This is a genomic window from Pseudorhizobium marinum, from assembly GCF_000705355.1.
In the GTDB taxonomy this organism is placed as follows: domain Bacteria; phylum Pseudomonadota; class Alphaproteobacteria; order Rhizobiales; family Rhizobiaceae; genus Neorhizobium; species Neorhizobium pelagicum.
This window is the reverse complement of the sequence record NZ_JMQK01000009.1, coordinates 89,186-107,335: the sequence shown is the minus strand read 5'-3', so window position 1 is coordinate 107,335 and position 18,150 is coordinate 89,186. Positions and strand designations below refer to the sequence as shown.

The window sequence follows — 18,150 nt, the reverse complement described above, 5'->3', positions numbered from 1 at the left end:
ACTTTCCAACCGGAAGATGCCGCTGTAGAACCCATCAAACCGATTTAATCCGAGCGTGGGACCTGCCCTTGACCCTCCCCTGCATCGCGCTGATCGCGCACGACCAGAAGAAGGACGACATGGCGGCGTTCGCGCAGCAGCACCAGCAGGCGCTGTCGCGGTTCCGTCTGGTGGCGACCGGCACGACCGGTGGCCGCATCCAGGACGCCTGCTCCGGACTGCAGGTGACCCGCCTCAAGAGCGGCCCGCTCGGCGGCGACCAGCAGATCGGGGCGATGATCGCAACGGGTGAGGTCGACATGCTGATCTTCTTCGTCGATCCGCTGACGTCGATGCCGCACGACGTCGACGTCAAGGCACTGACGCGGCTGGCCACCGTCTACGACATCCCGATGGCGCTCAACCGCGCCACCGCCGAACGACTGATCGACTTCCAATAAAAACGACGACCGGGGACCGATGCATCACGCCACTGAAAACGAGAGCCTGCCCTTCCCGATCCTGATCGGCGACATCGGCGGGACCAATGCCCGGTTCTCGATCCTCGTCGACGACACGTCGGAACCGATCCAGTTTCCGAACGTCCGAACCGCGGATTTCGAAACGATCGACGAGGCCATCCAGCGGGAGGTCTTGGACAAAAGCGCCGTGCGCCCACGCTCGGCCATTCTTGCTGTGGCGGGTCCCATCGAGGGAGACGAAATCGACCTGACCAACTGCGACTGGATCGTCAAGCCGCGGGCCCTGATCATGGAGCTCGGCTTCGACGACGTCCTCGTCCTCAATGATTTCGAGGCCCAGGCACTGGCGGTTGCCTGCCTGACCGCAGACGACCGCGAAGTCGTCGGCACGGCCGGCGAGCCCGCCACCGCCTCGCGGGTGGTGCTCGGGCCCGGTACCGGTCTTGGCGTGGCAGGCCTCGTGCATGCCCGCGACACCTGGTTTCCGGTGCCGGGCGAAGGGGGCCATGTCGACATCGGGCCTCGGACGCGGCGCGATCTCGAGATCTTCCCGCATCTCGAAGCGATCGAGGGACGGATTTCGGCCGAGCAGCTTCTCTGCGGTCGCGGCCTCGTCAACATCTATACGGCGATCTGTGCGGCAGACGGCGTGGATCCGAGCCTCACCCTTCCTTCCGAGGTGACCGCCGGCTGGCAGTCCGGAGGCAATGCCCAGGCTGCCGAAACGATCTCGCTGTTTGCAACCTATCTCGGCCGGCTGGCGGGCGATCTGGCGCTGGTGTTCATGGCCAAGGGCGGCGTCTATCTGGCCGGTGGCATCTCGCAGAAGATCATCCCGGCGCTGAAACAGCCCGAATTCCGCGCCGCCTTCGAGGACAAGGCGCCGCATACGGAGCTGATGCGGCTGATCCCGACCTTCGTGGTCACGCACCCGCTTGCGGCACTTGCCGGACTTGCCAGTTACGCCCGCACGCCCGGCGCCTACGGCATCTCAACCCAGGGACGCCGCTGGCAGCGCTGATCGCTTCCTTCGGCGGCGAGGCGTCTGTGCACTAGTCAAGCAGTACATCCCTCGGTATAGAGCCCGCAAAACACGGCGGCCCGCCTTCAGCGCTGCCGAGATACGGGATCATCCTTATTGGGCTCTGCGAAAGACAAGAAGCGACATCTGGATTCGGGCACTGTGACGAGTGTGCTGAAGCGCGTGATTGCGGAAAACGGTCGCGAGCACGTGAAGGCCTATGCCTTCGCGATCTTCTGCCTCGTCGTCGTGGCCGCAACGACCGCCTTCACCGCCTGGATCATGGAAGCCGTCGTCAACGAGGCCTTCGCCAATCAGCGCGCGGACATCGTCTGGCTGATCTGCGGCGCCATCTTCCTTGCCTTCGTGCTGCGCGGCCTTGCCACCTACGGTCAGTCCGTGACGCTGTCGAAGATCGGCAACAACATCGTGGCGGTCTACCAGCGCCGCCTCTACACGCACCTGATGTCCCTGTCGGTCGGTTTCTTCAGCGAAAGCCGGTCCGCCCATCTTGCGGCCCAGATCAGCCAGAACGTCAACGGTATCCGGGACGTTCTGAACCTCACGGTCACCTCCACTGCCCGCGATTTCCTGACGCTGATCGCGCTGATCGGGGTGATGGTCAGCAAGGATGCGGTGCTGTCGCTGATCGTCTTCGTCGTGGCGCCGCCGCTCATCTTCGCGCTGCGCTACGTATCCCGCCGGCTGCGCAGCGCCACACGTGAATCCATCGAGCTCAACAGCCATGTGCTGGGCGCCATGCAGGAAACGATCCAGGGCATTGCCATCGTCAAGGCCTTCACGATGGAAGACCAGCTCGGGCGCAAGGTCGAGGACCTGATCTCCCAGGCCGAAAACCGCGCCAACCGGATTGCGCGGCTGACCGAGCGCACGGCGCCGCTGACGGAAACCTTCGCCGGGTTCGCCATCTCCAGCGTGCTGGCCTATGCCGCCTTCCGGTCGATCTACGACGGCGTGCCGCCAGGCGCCTTCTTCGCCTTCGTCACCGCGCTTCTGCTGGCCTACGACCCGGCCCGCCGTCTCGCCAGGCTGCAGGTGCAGATGGAGCGCGCCGTCGTCAATGCGCGGATGATCTACGCGCTTCTCGACCAGGCGCCGCTCCAGCGCGACAAGCCCGGCGCCAAGGATCTGGTGGTTACCGAGGCGCGGATCGAGCTGCGCGGCGTCTCCTTCTCCTACGCCAGCGGCGACGCCATCCTGCGAAGTGTCGATCTCGTGGCGGAGGGCGGCAAGACGACGGCACTGGTGGGACCGTCGGGCGCTGGAAAATCGACGATCATCAGCCTCATTCCCCGCTTCTACGACCCGTCGGAAGGCAGCATCCTGATCGATGGCCAGGATATTACCGACGTCACGAAGTCGTCGCTGCGGCGTCACCTCGCCTATGTCTCGCAGCAGCCCTACCTCTTCGAAGGGACAATCCGCGACAACATCCGCTACGGGCGACCGGAGGCGACGGATGCCGAGGTGGAAGAGGCAGCCAGGCTCGCCCATGCCCATGATTTCATCCTGGCGCAGCCCTTCGGCTACGACACGCCGGTCGGCGAGAACGGCGTGACGCTCTCCGGCGGCCAGCGCCAGCGTCTTTCGATCGCCCGGGCGCTGGTGCGTCAGGCGCCGATCCTCCTCCTCGACGAGGCGACGTCCGCGCTCGACAATGAATCGGAAGCCGCCGTTCAGAAGGCGCTGGAATCGGCCATGAGCGGACGCACCGTGCTGGTGATCGCGCATCGGCTGTCAACGGTGGTTAATGCAGACAAGATCATCGTCATGCATGAGGGTCGCGTGGTCGAGGAAGGCACGCACGAGACGCTTGCACAGCATCAGGACGGTCTTTACGCTCGCCTCAACAACCTGCAGGCGCCCGACACAGGCGCGTGACCATGAAAGCAATGCCGGCATGAACGACAATCCGATGAAACTCGTGGTGGTGGGTGCCGGCGGCCGGATGGGCCAGACCCTGATCCGGGTGATCCAGGAAACGGACGGCGCCATGCTGCATGCGGCGATCGAACGCGAGGGCTCACCCTTCATCGGCAAGGACGCCGGGGAATTGGCGGGCGCGGGAACGATCGGCGTGCCGGTCACCGCCGACCCGCTTCAGGCTTTCGTCGATGCCGAGGGCGTCCTCGACTTCACGAGCCCGGCAGCTACGGTCGAATTTGCAGGCCTCGCGGCGCAGGCGCGCATCGTGCACGTCATCGGCACCACCGGCTGCTCGCCCTCCGACGACCAGAAGATCGAGGCGGCGTCACGGCATGCCTGCATCATCAAGTCCGGCAATATGAGCCTCGGCGTCAACCTGCTCGGCGTGCTCGTGGAACAGGCCGCCCGGGCGCTTCCGGCAGAGAACTGGGATATCGAGGTTCTCGAGATGCACCACAAGCACAAGGTGGATGCGCCTTCAGGGACCGCGCTTCTGCTCGGCGACGCTGCCGCCAGGGGGCGAGGTATCGAGCTTCAAGCGAATGCCGTGAAGGTTCGCGACGGCCATACGGGCGCCCGTCCCGCCGGTACCATCGGCTTTGCCACCCTGCGCGGCGGCTCCGTCGTCGGCGATCATTCCGTCATCCTGGCCGGCGAAGGCGAACTTGTGACCCTCTCCCACAGTGCGCGCGACCGCTCCATCTTTGCCCGCGGCGCCGTCGCGGCTGCTCTTTGGGGCCGCGGCCAGAAGCCCGGCCTTTACGACATGCTCGACGTGCTCGGGCTTTCCCACTGATCATCCGGAGGATTTGACTTCATGAGCGGCACCCTCGTCCTTGTTCGCCACGGCCAGAGCGAATGGAACCTCAAGAACCTCTTTACCGGCTGGCGCGATCCGGACCTCACCGCGCTCGGCATCCAGGAAGCCGAGACCGGCGGCCAGGCGCTCGCCGATGCAGGGCTGAAGTTCGACATCGCCTTTACCTCGGTGCTCAAGCGCGCCCAGGACACCCTGCGCATCGTTCTCGACAAGGTCGGTCAACCGGATCTCGAAACGATCCGCGACGTGGCCCTGAACGAACGTGACTACGGCGATCTCTCCGGCCTGAACAAGGACGATGCCCGCGAGAAATGGGGCGAAGAGCAGGTGCATATCTGGCGCCGCTCGTATGACGTTCCGCCGCCCGGCGGCGAGAGCCTGCGCGACACCGGCGCGCGCGTCTGGCCCTATTACATGACCGAGATCCTGCCGCGCGTGCTGCGGGGCGAAACGGTTCTGGTCGCCGCCCATGGGAATTCCCTGCGCGCCCTCGTCATGGTGCTCGACCGGATGAGCAAGGAGGAGATCCTGAAGCTCAACCTCGCAACCGGCGTGCCTATGGTCTACAAGCTGAATGCCGACTCCACCGTGGCCTCCAAGCAGGTTCTCGGAGACATGTCCGGCGCCCACTGAGACTTTCGACGGCGTCGCAATCGGCGCCGCCCTCAGTTCTCGATGGTGAACTGCACCCGGTCGGCCGGAAAGCGGCTCACCGCATACTGGACGGGGATTCCATCAGGGTCCGCGTTCAGGGAGTGCGTGACGAGGACGATCGCGCCGGCGGACAGGCCGAGGTCCTCCATCTCGGCGCCGTCGGCATGGCTGGCGGTGATTTCCGTCGAGACCCGCACATAGTCTGAGAGGCCGAGCACCCTGAAGGCAGCCGTGATCGAGCCGCTGGCCCGATAGGCCTCTTCGATGCCGGCAAAGCGTTCTGCCGGAAACCAGGCGGTGGCCCGCGACACCGCCCGGCCGTCGGCCTTGCGCAGCGTCTCGAGCCGGATGACCGCCGCACCGGCTCCAAGCTGCAGGCGGCGCGCCAGATCGTCCGAGGCCGGCTCCTCGGCCGAGGCCAGCAGAAGCCCCTCCGTTTCCCGTGCCTGGGCACCGATTCCCTCGTTGAAGCGCGTCCGGCGCGAGATCGGGAAGTTCAGGCGCTCCTTGCGCTCGATCATCGTGCCGATGCCCTGCACCGCCTTGACGATCCCCTCCTGCGCGAGAGCCGCAAGCGCGCTTCTCACCGTATGCCGGTTGACGCCGAACTGCGCCGCCAGAATGATTTCCGGCGGCACGCGGCCGGTCGCGTCATATTCGCCACTGGCGATCGAGGCACGGATGCGGTCGGCGATCTGGCGCCACAATGCCACTCCGCTTTGCCGTTGAACGCTCGCCTGCCCGACCATGTCACACTCTTGTTATGTCCTCGCTGTAACTGTACAGTCAGATTGTATGGTTGTCTATAACAATAGACATTTGAAAGAGGCCGATGACTGTATCCGCTCCTGACACTTCCTCTCCAGACACCGAGGCCCGCAAGCGTGCAGCCGGCCTGCTCGCGCGCGCCAGTCGCGAAGAGCTGACGGGCGCCTGGGACGCCCTCGCAACAAAACCCGATTACACCCCCGTGCGCGGTCCCGAGACCGGACTGGTGATGGTGCGGGGACGCATCGGCGGCGGCGGCGGTCCCTTCAATCTCGGCGAAGCCACCGTGACGCGCGCAACGGTGCTGCTTGCCTCCGGCATCGCCGGACATGCCCATGCACTGGGAACCGACAAGCCCAAGGTCCGGCTCGCGGCGGTCTTCGACGCGCTCTGGCAGGACGGCGAGACCCGCAGCTTCGTGGAAAGCGCGATTCTGGCGCCTGTCGAGGCGCGGATTGCCGAGGAGGATCGGCAGCAGGCCGAGGAGACGGCGGCAACGCGCGTCGACTTCTTCACCATGGTGCGGGGAGACGATTGATGAGCATGAATGCGCAGGCCCTTACCGGCGGTTTCTCCGATCCGGTTTTCGATTCCCAGGCGGTCTTCCGCCTTCTGATGGACGGCATGTCGCGCCCGGGCACGATCCAGACCGTCGGCATCGACGTGGAGCAGCCCCTGCCCCTCGGACGGGCCGCGGGCGCCGTGGCCCTGGCGCTTTGCGATGCCGATACGCCGGTCTGGCTGCAATCGGCAATGGCGAACTCCGGCGCTCCGCAATGGATCGCCTTCCACACCGGAGCGCCGGTCGTACAGGAAAAGAGCGACGCCCGATTTGCCTTCATGCAGTCGCCGGCCGGCATCTGCTCCTTTGGCCTTTTCGCGCTCGGCACGCAGGAATATCCGGACCGCTCGACGACGCTCGTCATCGAAGTGGCGTCGCTTGTGGACGGGCAGCCGCTGACGCTGTCCGGTCCCGGCATCCGGGACAAGGTCACGGTGAAGGTCACCGGCCTGCCGGAGGTCTTCCTCAGCATCTGGAACGACAACAGGGCGCTCTTCCCGCGGGGCGCCGACGTCATCCTCACCGCCGGCGATGCCCTGCTTTGCCTGCCCCGCACCACCAGGATTGCCGGAGGAGAAACCGCATGTATGTAGCCGTCAAGGGAGGCGAGGCCGCCATCAATGCAGCCCACCGGCTGCTGGCCGACCGGCGTCGGGGCGAAAGGTCGCTGCCATCCGTCACCATCGAGCAGATCGTCGAGCAGCTTGCGCTTGCCGTTGACCGTGTCATGGCAGAGGCATCTCTCTACGACCGGGCACTGGCGGCGCTGGCCGTGCGGCAATCGCGCGGCGACATGATCGAGGCAATCTTCCTGCTCCGGGCCTACCGGACGACCCTGCCGCGGTTTGGAAGCTCCGAGCCGATCGATACGGCGAAGATGCACATCGCGCGGCGGATCTCCGCAACCTACAAGGATCTGCCCGGTGGCCAGGTTCTGGGGCCGACCTTCGACTATACCCACCGCCTGCTCGATCCCTCTCTGCTGACGGACGAGGAGGTCGACCTGCCATCGCGCAAGGAGCCGCTGCCCGGCGCCTCCACCCGCGTGTCCGACATTCTTGCCACCGAAGGCCTGATCGAGGGGGACGGGGAACTGCCGGACGACCAGCCGCCGGGCGACCTCACGCGCGAGCCCATGGAATTCCCGATGGGGCGCGATCTGCGGCTGCAGGCGCTGGCGCGTGGTGACGAGGGCTTCCTGCTCGCGCTCGGCTATTCGACCCAGCGGGGCTTTGGACGCAATCATCCCTTCGTCGGTGAAATCCGCATCGGTGAGGTGGAGGTCGAACTGGATGTATCCGAACTTGGCTTTGCCGTTTCGCTCGGCCGCGTCCAGGTCACGGAATGCCAGATGGTCAACCAGTTCAAGGGGTCAGCAAAGGCGCCGCCGCAGTTCACCCGGGGCTACGGCCTGGTGTTCGGGCAAAGCGAGCGCAAGGCGATGAGCATGGCGCTGGTGGACCGGGCATTGCGGGCGGAGGAGCTGGGAGAAGATATCACTGCGCCGGCGCAGGACGAGGAATTCGTCATCTCGCATGCCGACAATGTTCAGGCGACCGGCTTCGTCGAGCACCTCAAGCTGCCGCATTACGTGGACTTCCAGGCCGAGCTGGCCCTTGTCAGAAAGATGCGCGCCGACATCGAGGCGGCGCAGAAGGTCAAGGCAGGCCCGCTCCGCGACGCCGCGGAATAGACCGTTACTCCGCGACTATTTGCGGTCGGTTTCACCGTACCAATACGCACAGCAGAGACCGCTCGCTGCGAAGACCGAGAAGAACATCGTGATCAGAAGGCCAGTATCCATGACTATCAGCTCCTTTTGCTTGGGGGAAACACATCATGTCTCCTGAGGTTCCCTCCGAGAGCGGCCTGGCGACCTATAATTTCGCCTATCTCGACGAACAGACGAAGCGGATGATCCGCCGCGCGATCCTGAAGGCGATCGCCATTCCGGGCTATCAGGTGCCTTTCGCCTCGCGGGAAATGCCGATGCCCTACGGCTGGGGCACAGGCGGCGTGCAGGTAACGGCGTCCATCATCGGTCCTCAGGATGTCCTCAAGGTCATCGACCAGGGTGCCGACGACACCACCAACGCCGTCTCCATCCGTGCCTTCTTCCAGAAGGTCGCAAACGTCGCCGTCACGACACACACGAAGGATGCGACAATCATCCAGACGCGCCACCGCATTCCCGAGCAGCCGCTCGCGGAAGGCCAGGTGCTCGTCTACCAAGTGCCGATCCCCGAGCCGCTGCGCTTTCTAGAGCCCCGCGAGACGGAGACGCGCAAGATGCATGCGCTTGAGGAATATGGCCTCATGCACGTGAAGCTCTACGAGGACATCGCCCATAACGGCCGGATCTCGAAGACCTACGCCTACCCCGTAAAGGTCGCCGGGCGCTACGTGATGGATCCGTCGCCGACGCCGAAGTTCGATAATCCGAAGATGCACATGTCCGACGCGCTGCAGCTCTTCGGCGCCGGACGCGAAAAGCGCATCTATGCCATCCCCCCGCACACCGAAGTGGTGAGCCTCGACTTTGAGGACCACCCCTTCGAGATCCAGAGCTTCGACAAGCCGTGCGCGCTCTGCGGCGCGGAGAACGTCTATCTCGACGAGGTCATCCTCGACGACCAGGGCGGCCGCATGTTCGTCTGCTCCGACACCGACCACTGCGAGGACCGGCGCGACCACGGCCATGCAGGCGCAATGCTGGGACGCCAGGAGGCTGCAGAATGAGCGATACACCGCTTCTGAAGGTGAAGTCCGTCTCGAAATTCTACGGCCAGCGGATCGGCTGCAAGGAGGTCTCCTTCGACCTCTGGCCCGGCGAGGTCCTGGCCATCGTCGGCGAATCCGGTTCCGGCAAGACAACGCTGCTGAACTGCATTTCCACGCGGCTGCTGCCGACGACGGGCAGCGTCGAATACACCATGCGCGACGGCAGCATCCGCGATCTCTATCACATGGGTGAGGCCGAGCGTCGCTTCCTGATGCGCACCGACTGGGGTTTCGTTCACCAGAACCCGGCAGACGGCCTGCGGATGACGGTGTCGGCCGGCGCCAATGTCGGCGAACGGCTGATGGCGGTTGGCAACCGCCACTACGGCAACATCCGCGCCACTGCCACCGACTGGCTCGGCCGGGTCGAGATCGATGCCGACCGCATCGACGATGCCCCACGCGCCTTTTCCGGCGGCATGCGCCAGCGTCTGCAGATCGCCCGCAACCTGGTGACCGGGCCCCGCCTCGTGTTCATGGACGAGCCGACCGGCGGCCTCGACGTTTCCGTCCAGGCGCGGCTGCTCGACCTGGTGCGCGGCCTCGTCAACGATCTCGGCCTCTCGGCGATCATCGTCACCCACGACCTGGCCGTCGCCCGGCTGCTGTCGCACCGCATGATGGTGATGAAGGACGGCCATGTGATCGAGCAGGGCCTCACCGACCGGGTTCTCGACGACCCGCGCGAGCCCTACACGCAGTTGCTCGTCTCCTCCATCCTGCAGGTTTAGGACATCCCATGGCCACCCCCCTCGTCGTTTCGGAAGTGTTCAAGAGCTTCACCATGCATCTGCGCGACGGCATCAAGCTGCCGGTCGTCAATGACGTCAACTTCTCGGTCGCCAGCGGCGAATGCGTCGTGCTCGGCGGACCTTCGGGCATCGGCAAGAGCTCGATCCTGAAGATGCTCTACGGCAATTATGCCGTGGACGCCGGGCAGATCCTCGTGGCGCACCGCGACCGGATCGTCGATCTTGCCCGCGCCGATCCGCGCACCGTGCTCGACGTCCGTCGCCAGACCATGGGCTATGTCAGCCAGTTCCTGCGCACCGTGCCGCGGGTCTCGGCGCTCGACGTTGTGGCCGAGCCGCTTCTGTCGCGCGGCGTCAGTGCCGGCGACGCACGGGAGAAGGCCGCAGCGCTTCTCTCCGAGCTCAATCTTCCGGAAGAGCTCTGGGGCCTGCCGCCCGCCACGTTCTCGGGGGGTGAGCAGCAGCGCGTCAACATCGCCCGCGGCTTCATCACGGATCACAGCGTGCTGCTTCTCGACGAGCCGACCGCCTCGCTCGATGCGCGCAACCGCGCCGTCGTGGTCGAGATGATTGCAGACAAGAAGCGGAAGGGCGTCGCTCTGCTCGGCATCTTCCATGACGAGGAAGTGCGCGAGGCGGTTTCCGACCGGGTTCTCGACGTGCTGCAGTTTTCGCCGCGAAAGGCCGCCGCATGAGCGTGAAGGTCGGTATCGAGCCGAGCATCCATCCCAGCGCCAGCGTCAACAGCTCGAAGCTCGGTCGCTATACTGAGGTCGCCGAACGCTGCCGCATCGATGAAGCGGAGATCGGTGATTACTCCTACATCATGCAGGATGGCTCGGTCTGGTGCGCGACGATCGGCAAGTTCGTCAACATCGCCGCCGCCGTTCGCATCAATGCCACCAACCACCCCACCTGGCGCGCCACGCTTCACCACTTCACCTACCGCGCCGCCAACTACTGGGATGACGCGGAGAACGAAGAGGAGTTCTTCGAGTGGCGGCGCGAGAACCGGGTGACGATCGGCAATGACGTCTGGATCGGCCACGGTGCGACTCTCCTGCCGGGCGTCACCGTCGGCAACGGTGCGGTGATCGGCGCGGGTGCCGTCGTCTCCAAGGATGTCGAGCCCTATACGATCGTCGGCGGCGTCCCCGCAAAGCTCATTCGCGAGCGTTTTTCGAAGGACGTCGGCGAGCGGATGGACAAGCTTGCCTGGTGGACCTGGGACCACCTGAAACTGCGCGCAGCACTCGATGATTTCCGCGCCCTGACGGCCGAGGACTTCCTTTCAAGGCACGGCGGCTAAGGGAACTTCCTAAGGGTCGCCAATTGTAACATTGGCGACACAAAACCGACATTCAGCCTTCATCTGCGGCCGTTAATGCCAATCTCAATTCAGGCAACAAGAAGGCGCCGAGCATGAAGTTCGAACTCAGGAACGTCACCCGCCGCTTCGGCGAACGAACGGCCGTAAACGACGTGAACCTCGAGATCCCGCAGGGGCAGATGGTCGGCATCATCGGCCGCTCCGGCGCCGGCAAGTCGACACTTCTTCGGATGATCAACCGCCTGACCGATCCCTCGTCCGGCTCGATCCATTTCGGTGATCTCGAGGTGTCTCGCCTGCGCGGCAACGCGCTGCGCGGCTGGCAGCGCGATTGCGCCATGATCTTCCAGCAGTTCAACCTCGTGCCGCGGCTCGACGTGCTCACCAACGTCCTGCTCGGTCGCCTCAACCACCGGTCCACGGTGATGAGCCTCCTCAGCGTGTTCACCCGTGAAGAGCGCATCATGGCGATCGCCGCCCTGGAGCGGCTTGGCATCGAGCAGACGGCACTGCAGCGCGCCGGTACGCTTTCAGGCGGCCAGCAGCAGCGCGTCGCCATCGCCCGTGCCCTGATGCAGGCCCCGAAGATGGTTCTGGCCGATGAGCCTATCGCTTCGCTGGACCCGCTGAACGCCAAGATCGTGATGGACGCACTGCGCGACATCAACGAGCGCGAAGGCATTACCGTGATCACCAATCTTCACACGCTCGATACGGCGCGCGGCTACTGCGAGCGCATCATCGGCATGGCTGATGGACATGTCGTCTTCGACGGAACGCCATCAGAGCTGACGGCCGAAGCCGTTCAAGCGATCTACGGCTCAGACCGCGATGGCGCAGGGATCGACGAGTCGATGACCTCCACCAGCATCAATATTCCCGCGTCGGCCGAAAGGCCCGCCAGGTCATCGGCCGGTGTCAACGCCCTGGCTGCAGCCAGCGTCTGACCCGAGCTTCATCGCAAGCCAGCGTCAAAGGCAATTCTTGCAACAGCAGTCCGGGCTGTCCGGACAAACAGGAGACGATCTCATGCTGAAGAAAACTATGCTCGCCACGGTGGCCCTGGTTGCTCTTGCCGGCAACGTCATGGCGCAAGACCTCAAGGAATTCCGCATCGGCATCCTCGGCGGCGAAAACGAAGCCGACCGCCTGCGCAACTTCCAGTGCATGACCGAAAAGCTCCCCGCCGTTCTCGGCGTCGAAAAGGTATCGCTCTTCCCGGCAGCCGACTATGACGGCGTCGTTCAGGGCCTGCTCGGCGGCACGCTCGACTACGCCGAACTCGGCGCGTCGGCCTATGCCAAGGTCTACCTGGAAGATGCCAACGCCGTTCAGCCGATCCTGACCACGGTCCAGACCGACGGTTCGATGGGCTACCACTCGATCATGGTTGCCCGCAAGGACAGCGGCATGACCAAGGTCGAAGACATCAAGGGCAAGAAGCTCGGCTACGCGGACCCGGATTCCACCTCCGGCTACCTCATCCCCGTCGTCACCCTGCCCGAGGCTCTCGGTGGTGCAACGGTCGAGGAATTCGTTGCTGAAACCGGCTTCGGCGGCGGCCACGAGAACCTGGTTCTGGAAGTCGTCAAGGGCACCTTCGATGCCGGCACCACCTGGGGCTCTGGCGTTGGCGAATTCAAGGACGGCTACTCGTCCGGCAACCTTCGCAAGATGGTGGACAAGGGCATCCTGAACATGGACGACCTCGTCGAGCTCTGGAAGTCGCCGCTGATCCCGAACGGCCCGGTCGTCGTGCGCAGCTCGATGAGCGAAGACATGAAGACCAAGTTCAAGGAATTCATGGTCGGCCTGCCGAAGAGCGATCCGGCCTGCTTCTCGGCCGTCCAGGGCGGTGACTTCACGGGCTTCGCCGAAGTCGACGTCGACTTCTACAAGCCGATCATCGACGCCCGCAAGGCAACCATCGGCGGCTGATCTGCCCCCTCGTCGCAAGGCCGCCGACCGTACCCTCGTTCGGCGGCCTTTTCTTGAGCCGCATTATCCCGGGATACCGCCATGCCGACCTCTGTCATTACCCCGACGCTCAGCGAGAGCGGAAAGCTGATCGAGCGCCACTGGCAACAGCTGGCGGGACAGCGGCGGCTCTACACGGCACTCTCCGCCCTCCTGCTGCTGCTCGTGGTGTCCGGGTCCCTGTGGTTCGCCAACGAGACCAATTCCGGCAAGTTCTTCGACCGGCTCCCCTACTTCTTCGACTTCGTGGGGCAGCTCATTCCGCGCGACGGCATGGAAGTCTGGCGCGCCCTGTTCGACCTGCCCTCCCCCTATGACGACGGCAGCCTGAAATACAATTATCCTGAGGGGCGGCTCTATTTCACGGAGAGCCTGTACCTCCCGGAATACTTCCATCAGATGCTGGTGACCCTGAACATCGCGATCGCCGCCACCGGGATCGGCCTGATCTTCGGCTTCATGCTGTCGTTCCTGGCCGCCAAGAACATGACCCCCAACCCCTGGATCCGCGGAACGGCGCGACGCGTGATGGAACTGCTTCGCGCCTTTCCGGAGGTTGTCATCGCCGGCTTCTTCCTGGCCATCCTGTCGCTCGGGCCTCTGCCGGCCGTCATCGCGGTCGCCATCCACACCATCGGGGCGCTCGGCAAGATGTTCTTCGAAGTCATCGAGAACGCCGACATGAAGCCCGACGAAGGCCTCAAGGCCGTCGGCGCCAACTGGGTGGAGCGGTCGTGGTTCGGCATGGTGCCGCAGGTCATGCCGAACTTCATGAGCTATTTCCTGTTGCGTCTCGAGATCAACGTGCGCGCTTCGACCATCATCGGCGCAGTCGGCGGCGGCGGCATCGGCGAACTCCTGCGCCTCTCGATCGGTCAGGGACATGAGGCAAAGACGCTGGCCATCATTCTTCTGCTGCTTCTGACCATCATCGCCGTGGATCAATTCTCCGCATGGCTGCGCCGCAAGCTTGTCGGCGACCAGGCTTTCCAGGCAATCTGAAAGAGGCTCCGCCATGACCACTCTCAACGTAGCCGAAATGGATGCGCTCGCAGCCCGCCACCCGGCCCTCCTCCACCGCTCGCCCTGGCAGCGCTTCCGCATTCCGATCATCGCGGTAACCGTCGTCCTCTACTTCATCTTTGCCTGGTGGTTCTTTGCCGTGGGCAAGGTCCTGGGCACCGCCAACTGGGGACTGGCCGGCAACTATCTGGCCGACTGGATCTCCTACGAAATTCGTCCGGACATCGAGATTGCGGCAGACGGATCGATCCAGATCAACTACCCGCGCTTCGATCCCATCGGCCCGAACCCCAATCCGGACTGGCTCGAGGCAAAGCGCGAAACGGTCACGCGCACGATCGAGATTCCCGGGGCCTCATCTTCCGCCCCGGCTCCATCCTCTTCGTCGAGCTTCAGCTTCATGGCGCCGGCACCTGCGCAGCAGCAGACGGCGGCCACTGCCCCGACGACGGAGACCCGTGTCGAAGAGGTCGTGACGGAAGCCTTTGTCGATCTCGGCCCGTCGCGGACCATCGACATCCAGCCCGAGCGGGTGATGATGACGCGTGGAGACGAGACGCTGGTGCTCTTGCTGGACCACGCCGCCGATGAAGTCCTGGCCGAGGGTCCACTTCCCGACTGGGCAGAGCAACGGTCGCCTGGCGCACGGGTGATCGCCTATTTCGGCTTCTCCGGCTGGGCCGACGTCAGCGCCGACCGGGTGCGGGTTCGCAAGCGCTTCCTCGGCTGGGAGAACTTCTTCTTCGACACGAATTCCGCCTTCTTCGGCAGATCCGCAAGCGAGGTCGCCGGTCTCGTCTTCAGCGGCGAGCGCCTCGACCCGTCGCAAAGCAATCTGTCGCTTGCCTGGAACGACATCCTCTACAATCCGTCCTGGCAGCATCTCGACGTCTGGACGAAGCTGCTGCAGACCATCGTGATGGCCTTCATCGGCACGCTGTTTGCCATGATCGTCGCCTTCCCGCTGTCGTTCATCGCGGCCCGCAACATCCTGCGCAACCGACCGGTGAACCAGATAGCCAAGCGCTTCTTCGACTTCCTGCGGTCCGTCGACATGCTGATCTGGGCCCTGTTCTTCACCCGCGCGTTCGGGCCGGGGCCGCTCGCAGGTATTTCCGCGATCTTCTTCACCGACACAGGCACCCTCGGAAAGCTCTACGCCGAGGCGCTGGAGAACATCGACGACAAGCAGCGGGAGGGCGTGCGCTCCGTCGGCGCGCCGCCCGCCACGGTCCAGCGGTTCGGCGTGCTGCCGCAGGTCATGCCCATCTTCGCTTCCCAGGCGCTCTATTTCTGGGAGTCCAACACCCGCTCGGCCACCATCATCGGGGCGGTCGGCGCCGGCGGTATCGGCCTGAAACTGTGGGAAGCGATGCGCACCAATTCCGACTGGGAAAATGTCGCCTACATGGTACTGCTCATTCTTCTCGTGGTATTCCTGTTCGACGGCATTTCCAATGCGCTCCGCTCGAGACTGATGGGAACACGATCCCATTAGTCTCGGCTTCCCCATCATCATTCTGTCATGGAAATCTACTAGCGCAGGCCCTGTCTTGGCGCTCCTTCTCCGATAGGCTCCAAACAGCTTCCTGATTCTGGATACCATCTTGCGCTACGCCATCTATTACACCCCGGCCCCCGACAGCCCTTTGGCCAGCGATGCCGGGCGCTGGCTCGGCCGCGACGCGTTTTCCGGCGAAAGGCTCGGCGCGCCAGGCGGCCTTGCTATGCCTTCCGAGCAGTGGCGGAGCCTAGTCGCCGAGCCGCAGCGCTATGGCTTCCATGCGACCCTGAAGGCTCCGTTCGAACTCCGTCACGGGCAGACGGAGGCCGCACTGGTTGACGCATTCGATGCTTTTGCCGCATCGGTTGCGCCGTTCGACCTCCCGGAGGTCGTCGTCGGGCAACTCGGACCGTTCTTTGCGCTGGTTCCCGCCGTGGTCCATGCTCCACTGCAGGCGTTCGCCGCCTCCGTCGTTGAAACATTCGAGCCGTTCCGTGCCCCCCTGTCAGACGCCGACGTGGCACGCCGGCGGCCGGAGCGGCTGACGGAGACCCAGCGAGAAAACCTGACGGCATGGGGCTATCCCTATGTCATGGATGAATTCCGCTTCCACATGACGCTGACCGGACCCGTCGAGGACGACCTGGCGCCGACCATCCTTTCGGAACTCAAGCGCCGTTTTTCCCGCCAGGACGGTCAGCCGCTCGCCATCGACGGACTGGCGCTCTTCATCGAGGCCCGCCGAGGCGAGCCCTTCACCATTCACAGCTGGCGACCGCTCGGCCTGCCGGCGCACAGCAGAAAGATCCTCCCATGACCGCCGAGACCGTTCTCTCGAACGCCCGCATCGTCCTTGACGACCAGATCCTTTCCGGCTCTCTCCTGATCCGCGACGGCAAGATCGCCGATATCTCCGAAGGGACCGCACGATCCGGCGAGGATGTCGAAGGCGACTATATCATCCCGGGTCTGATCGAACTGCATACCGACCACCTGGAACAGCACTACTCTCCGCGTCCGGGCGTTCGCTGGAACACCACGGCGGCCATCCAGGCCCATGACGCGCAGGTCGCCACGTCCGGCATCACGACCGTCTTCGATTGCCTGCGGATGGGCGCCGACGAGGACGGTGGTTTTGAAATGGGCGAGATGCGCGGCCTTGCGGATGCGATCCATGCCGCCCAGAAGGAAGGCCGCCTGCGCGCCGAGCACCTCTTCCACCTGCGCTGCGAAGTCTCTTCCGACAACGTGCTGGAGCATTTCGAGGACTTCAAGGAGGATCCCTATGTCCGCCTCGTCTCGCTGATGGATCATGCGCCCGGTCAGCGGCAGTTCCAGTCGATGGACCAGTACATCCTCTACTACAAGGAAAAGCGCGGTCTCAGCGACGAGGCCTTCGCCCATTTCGTCGCGCGGCGGCAGGCGGCGTCCGCACAATATTCGGCGCTTCATCGCGACGAACTGGCGCGCCTCTGCGCCGAGCGCGGCATCACGGTGGCCAGCCACGACGACGCCACCCTCGGCCACGTCGACGAAGCGATCGGCCACGGCGTGCGGCTTGCGGAATTCCCGACCAGCTTCGAGGCTGCCGAGGCGTCTCACAAGGCGGGCATGAGCGTCCTGATGGGGGCACCCAACATCGTGCGCGGCAAGTCCCATTCCGGCAATATCGCAGCCCGGGAACTGGCCGAGCGCGGCGTGCTCGACGTTCTGTCCTCGGATTATGTGCCGCTCAGCCTGCTGCACGCACCCTTCGTGCTCTCCGACGATGTGGAGAGCATCTCCCTGCCGAAGGCGATCGCCATGGTCACCTCCACGCCGGCACGCACTGTCGGGCTCAACGACCGCGGCCGGATCGCAACGGGTCTTCGGGCCGATCTCGTTCGGGTGCAGCGCGACACTGGCGTGCCGGTCGCGCGTGCGACCTGGCGCGAAGGGCGCCGGGTGGCGTGATGGATTACGCAGCCGCAGCCGAGCAAGCCGCAGGCGGACGCCTGGTCGTCGTCGTTGGCCCCAGCGGCGCCGGCAAGGATACGCTGATGGCCTTTGCGGCCGCGCGGCTGCGGGACCGGGCGGATGTGGTTTTCGTACGCCGCGTGATCACCCGCGACGGCAATGCGGGCGGCGAGGATCATGATGCCGTCTCCGAGGAAGAGTTCCTGCGGCGGGCGCAGTCGGGGCGCTTTGCCGTCTCCTGGCATGCGCATGGCCTAAGCTACGGCATTCCGGCGGAAACGCTGCAGCAGATCGCAGAAGGTCGTGTCGTCGTCGCCAACGGATCACGTTCGGCACTGCCGCACTTCAAGTCTGCCTTCCCATCGATGACGGTCGTCAATGTTACCGCCCGGCCGGAGGTGCTCGCCGCACGGCTGGAGGCCCGCGGTCGCGAAAGCCGCGAGGAGATCCTGCGCCGGCTGCAGCGAAGCACGCCGACGCGCCTCGACGACTACGACGTCGTCACGATCGACAACAGCGGTTCGATCGAAGACGCCGGCGAGGCCATGGTCGATGCGCTTGCCCACTGCCTGCCGGTATCTCGCCCGCGATAAG

General features: G+C 64.6%; 20 protein-coding genes. 19 read left to right on the top strand and 1 reads right to left on the bottom strand.

The features are described from left to right. The first annotated feature begins 68 nt into the window (after window positions 1–68). The 5 genes from EO99_RS0112880 to EO99_RS0112860 all read left to right on the top strand — a co-directional run bounded on the left by EO99_RS0112880 (window position 69) and on the right by EO99_RS0112860 (window position 4,882). The gene (locus EO99_RS0112880; RefSeq protein WP_029619052.1) at window positions 69–440 is read left to right on the top strand and encodes a methylglyoxal synthase; all 372 of its coding nucleotides are present in this window, start codon (window positions 69–71) and stop codon (window positions 438–440) included. Between the two features lie 19 nt (window positions 441–459). After that, complete coding sequence (locus tag EO99_RS0112875; protein WP_029619051.1) at window positions 460–1,482, top strand: glucokinase; 1,023 nt, start codon at window positions 460–462, stop codon at window positions 1,480–1,482. Between the two features lie 117 nt (window positions 1,483–1,599). Then, a complete protein-coding gene (locus EO99_RS0112870) occupies window positions 1,600–3,384 on the top strand; it encodes an ABC transporter ATP-binding protein (protein ID WP_029619050.1) in 1,785 nt (594 codons plus the stop codon). A 19-nt stretch (window positions 3,385–3,403) separates the two neighbouring features. Continuing rightward, window positions 3,404–4,225, top strand: coding sequence for a 4-hydroxy-tetrahydrodipicolinate reductase (dapB, locus tag EO99_RS0112865; RefSeq protein ID WP_029619049.1), 822 nt, complete (start codon window positions 3,404–3,406; stop codon window positions 4,223–4,225). Window positions 4,226–4,246: 21 nt separating this feature from the next. Beyond that, window positions 4,247–4,882, top strand: coding sequence for a 2,3-bisphosphoglycerate-dependent phosphoglycerate mutase (locus tag EO99_RS0112860; RefSeq protein ID WP_029619048.1), 636 nt, complete (start codon window positions 4,247–4,249; stop codon window positions 4,880–4,882). Between the two features lie 32 nt (window positions 4,883–4,914). Here EO99_RS0112860 and phnF read toward each other — a convergent pair whose 3' ends face one another. Continuing rightward, window positions 4,915–5,652 (bottom strand): phosphonate metabolism transcriptional regulator PhnF, encoded by a 738-nt coding sequence (gene phnF / locus EO99_RS0112855; RefSeq protein ID WP_029619047.1) that lies wholly within the window; start codon window positions 5,650–5,652, stop codon window positions 4,915–4,917. 83 nt (window positions 5,653–5,735) lie between these two features. Here phnF and phnG point away from each other — a divergent pair, with 83 nt between their 5' ends. The 14 genes from phnG to phnN all read left to right on the top strand — a co-directional run bounded on the left by phnG (window position 5,736) and on the right by phnN (window position 18,149). After that, window positions 5,736–6,209 (top strand): phosphonate C-P lyase system protein PhnG, encoded by a 474-nt coding sequence (phnG, locus tag EO99_RS0112850; RefSeq protein ID WP_029619046.1) that lies wholly within the window; start codon window positions 5,736–5,738, stop codon window positions 6,207–6,209. Continuing rightward, on the top strand, window positions 6,209–6,826 hold the full coding sequence (phnH, locus tag EO99_RS0112845; protein WP_029619045.1) for a phosphonate C-P lyase system protein PhnH: 618 nt from the start codon (window positions 6,209–6,211) through the stop codon (window positions 6,824–6,826). Before phnG ends, phnH begins: the two co-directional genes overlap by 1 nt. Then, on the top strand, window positions 6,817–7,926 hold the full coding sequence (locus EO99_RS0112840; protein ID WP_029619044.1) for a carbon-phosphorus lyase complex subunit PhnI: 1,110 nt from the start codon (window positions 6,817–6,819) through the stop codon (window positions 7,924–7,926). The genes phnH and EO99_RS0112840 overlap by 10 nt, the downstream gene beginning before the upstream one ends. 146 nt (window positions 7,927–8,072) lie before the next feature. Continuing rightward, window positions 8,073–8,972: an alpha-D-ribose 1-methylphosphonate 5-phosphate C-P-lyase PhnJ gene (locus tag EO99_RS0112830; RefSeq protein ID WP_029619043.1), complete on the top strand. Its 900-nt coding sequence runs from the start codon at window positions 8,073–8,075 to the stop codon at window positions 8,970–8,972. Next, window positions 8,969–9,745, top strand: a complete 777-nt coding sequence (gene phnK / locus EO99_RS0112825; RefSeq protein ID WP_029619042.1) for a phosphonate C-P lyase system protein PhnK — start codon at window positions 8,969–8,971, stop codon at window positions 9,743–9,745. The genes EO99_RS0112830 and phnK overlap by 4 nt, the downstream gene beginning before the upstream one ends. A gap of 8 nt (window positions 9,746–9,753) precedes the next feature. Continuing rightward, window positions 9,754–10,461, top strand: a complete 708-nt coding sequence (gene phnL, locus EO99_RS0112820) for a phosphonate C-P lyase system protein PhnL (RefSeq protein WP_029619041.1) — start codon at window positions 9,754–9,756, stop codon at window positions 10,459–10,461. Then, window positions 10,458–11,075, top strand: coding sequence for a DapH/DapD/GlmU-related protein (locus EO99_RS0112815; protein WP_029619040.1), 618 nt, complete (start codon window positions 10,458–10,460; stop codon window positions 11,073–11,075). Before phnL ends, EO99_RS0112815 begins: the two co-directional genes overlap by 4 nt. Before the next feature lie 113 nt (window positions 11,076–11,188). Continuing rightward, window positions 11,189–12,043 (top strand): phosphonate ABC transporter ATP-binding protein, encoded by an 855-nt coding sequence (gene phnC / locus EO99_RS0112810; protein ID WP_029619039.1) that lies wholly within the window; start codon window positions 11,189–11,191, stop codon window positions 12,041–12,043. Between the two features lie 82 nt (window positions 12,044–12,125). Continuing rightward, window positions 12,126–13,034: a phosphonate ABC transporter substrate-binding protein gene (gene phnD, locus EO99_RS0112805; protein WP_029619038.1), complete on the top strand. Its 909-nt coding sequence runs from the start codon at window positions 12,126–12,128 to the stop codon at window positions 13,032–13,034. A gap of 81 nt (window positions 13,035–13,115) precedes the next feature. Then, window positions 13,116–14,075 (top strand): phosphonate ABC transporter, permease protein PhnE, encoded by a 960-nt coding sequence (gene phnE / locus EO99_RS0112800; RefSeq protein ID WP_029619037.1) that lies wholly within the window; start codon window positions 13,116–13,118, stop codon window positions 14,073–14,075. Window positions 14,076–14,088: 13 nt separating this feature from the next. Next, on the top strand, window positions 14,089–15,594 hold the full coding sequence (gene phnE, locus EO99_RS0112795; protein ID WP_029619036.1) for a phosphonate ABC transporter, permease protein PhnE: 1,506 nt from the start codon (window positions 14,089–14,091) through the stop codon (window positions 15,592–15,594). A 109-nt stretch (window positions 15,595–15,703) separates the two neighbouring features. Continuing rightward, complete coding sequence (locus tag EO99_RS0112790; protein WP_029619035.1) at window positions 15,704–16,417, top strand: DUF1045 domain-containing protein; 714 nt, start codon at window positions 15,704–15,706, stop codon at window positions 16,415–16,417. Then, window positions 16,414–17,553, top strand: coding sequence for an alpha-D-ribose 1-methylphosphonate 5-triphosphate diphosphatase (locus EO99_RS0112785; RefSeq protein WP_029619034.1), 1,140 nt, complete (start codon window positions 16,414–16,416; stop codon window positions 17,551–17,553). The genes EO99_RS0112790 and EO99_RS0112785 overlap by 4 nt, the downstream gene beginning before the upstream one ends. After that, window positions 17,553–18,149, top strand: a complete 597-nt coding sequence (gene phnN, locus EO99_RS0112780) for a phosphonate metabolism protein/1,5-bisphosphokinase (PRPP-forming) PhnN (protein WP_029619033.1) — start codon at window positions 17,553–17,555, stop codon at window positions 18,147–18,149. The genes EO99_RS0112785 and phnN overlap by 1 nt, the downstream gene beginning before the upstream one ends. Window position 18,150: the final 1 nt, after the last annotated feature.